Origin of the sequence: Streptomyces sp. YS-3 (genome assembly GCF_045257485.1) — a bacterium.
In the GTDB taxonomy this organism is placed as follows: domain Bacteria; phylum Actinomycetota; class Actinomycetes; order Streptomycetales; family Streptomycetaceae; genus Streptomyces.
The window spans coordinates 1-1,877 of the sequence record NZ_JBJHPC010000901.1; the positions used below are offsets into that span (position 1 = coordinate 1).

Here is a 1,877-nt window from a genome sequence, read left to right on the forward strand (position 1 = left end):
CCCCCAGAACGCCCCCCTGCGCCTCGCCGTCGTCCTCGGCTCCGACCGCGAGGGACGCTTCGGCTCCGTCGTCGGCCGGTGGCTGCTCGACCGGCTGCGCGAGCGCGACGACTTCGCGGTGGAGGTGGTCGACCTCGCCGAGACCCGGCTGCCGACCTCGATCTCGTACGACCCGGCACCGCCGGTCAGGGAGGTCCTCGACACCGTCACCCCGAAGCTCGCCGGGGCCGACGCCTTCCTGGTCCTCACCCCCGAGTACAACCACTCCTTCCCGGCCTCGGTGAAGAACCTCATCGACTGGCACTTCGTCGAGTGGCAGGCCAAGCCGGTGGGCTTCGTCTCCTACGGAGGTATGTCGGGGGGCCTGCGGGCCGTCGAGCACCTGCGCACGGTCTTCGCCGAGCTCCACGCGGTCACGGTCCGGGACACGGTCAGCCTCCACCACGCCGGCGGCCTGTTCGAGCCCGGCGGCGAACTGCGCGAGCCCACCGGCCCCGAGGCCGCCGTCAAGCGGCTGCTCGACCAGCTCGCCTGGTGGGGCAGGGCCCTGCGGGAGGCCAGAGAGGCCCGCCCGTACGCCGCCTGAGCGCGGCGCACGGACGGGGCCGGGGGTGACGGGGATCAGCCGACGGCGACCGCCGACCAGGCGGCGGCGACCGCGTTCTGTTCCGCGCTGCCGCTGCCGTACAGGTCCTTCGCCGCGTTGAGGGTCGCCGTGCGGGCGGCGGCGTAGTTGGTGGAGGACGTCATGTAGACGGTCAGGGCCCGGTACCAGATCTTGCCGACCTTCTCGTGGCCGATGCCGGAGACCGTGGAGCCGTTGCAGGTGGGGCTGTTGTACGAGACGCCGTTGATCACCTTGGCGCCGCTGCCCTCGGAGAGCAGATAGGCGAAGTGGTTGGCGACGCCGGAGGAGTAGTGGACGTCGAGGTTGCCGACGCCCGAGTACCAGCAGTCCGCCGACTTGGTGTCCGTGGACGGCTTGTCCATGAAGCGCAGGGCGGGCTTGCCGAAGCCCGGCTTCACGATCTTCTCGCCGATGAGGTAGTCGCCCTGGTCGGCGGAGTTGCCCGCGTACCACTCGACCATGGTGCCCATGATGTCGCTGGTGGCCTCGTTGAGGCCGCCGGACTCCCCGGAGTAGGTGAGGGCGGCGGTCTTGGAGGTGACGCCGTGCGACATCTCGTGCCCGGCGACGTCGAGCGCGACGAGCGGCCCGAAGGTGGTGCCGTCGCCGTCGCCGTACGTCATGCAGAAGCAGCTGTCGTCCCAGAAGGCGTTGTTGTAGTTGCTGCCGTAGTGGACGCGGTTGTACGAGCCCTTCCCGTCGCCGGCGATGCCGTTGCGGCCGTGGACGTTCTTGTAGTAGTCCCAGGTCGTGTTGGTGCCGTACTGCGCGTCCACGGCGGCCGTCGCGCGGTCGCCGTTGGCGCCGGTGCCCCAGTGGTTGTCGGCGTCGGTGAACAGCACGGCGGGCGCCCGCACGAAGCAGATGCCGAAGAAGCACAGGTCCGTCTTGTTCTGGGCGTCGCCGGTGTAGGTGTTGCCGCGGGTGGGGTCCTTGAGCTGGTACGTGGACCCGGACAGCGTGGTCTCCAGGGGCACGGTGCCGCTGTAGAGGGACTGGCCGTCGCCGGCCGCGGTCTCGATGGAGTCCCAGGCGTCGATCGTGGCGCCGGTGCGGGCGTCGGTGAGCACCACGCGCGCGACGGGGTTGCCGTGGGTGTCCCGGGCGGCGGTCTGGGTCCGCCAGGCGAGCTTCGGGGCGCCGTGCAGGGCGTCCACGACGAGCTGGGGCCTGACGGTCAGGCCCGTCAGGCCCGGGTGGGCCGCGCGCAGCTCGGCGGAGGCGAGGGCGGCGGCGCGGGGTGCGGGGA

At 71.5% G+C, this 1,877-nt stretch carries 2 protein-coding genes; one reads left to right on the forward strand and one right to left on the reverse strand.

Going from position 1 to position 1,877, the window contains the following annotated elements:
* Positions 1 to 16: 16 nt before the first annotated feature.
* The gene (locus ACJA3G_RS36090) at positions 17 to 586 is read left to right on the forward strand and encodes an NADPH-dependent FMN reductase (protein ID WP_406557255.1); all 570 of its coding nucleotides are present in this window, start codon (positions 17 to 19) and stop codon (positions 584 to 586) included.
* Positions 587 to 621: 35 nt separating this feature from the next.
* Here the strand turns inward: ACJA3G_RS36090 and ACJA3G_RS36095 are convergent.
* Positions 622 to 1,877: M4 family metallopeptidase (locus ACJA3G_RS36095; RefSeq protein ID WP_406557254.1), on the reverse strand; the 1,256-nt coding region annotated here is incomplete at its 5' end.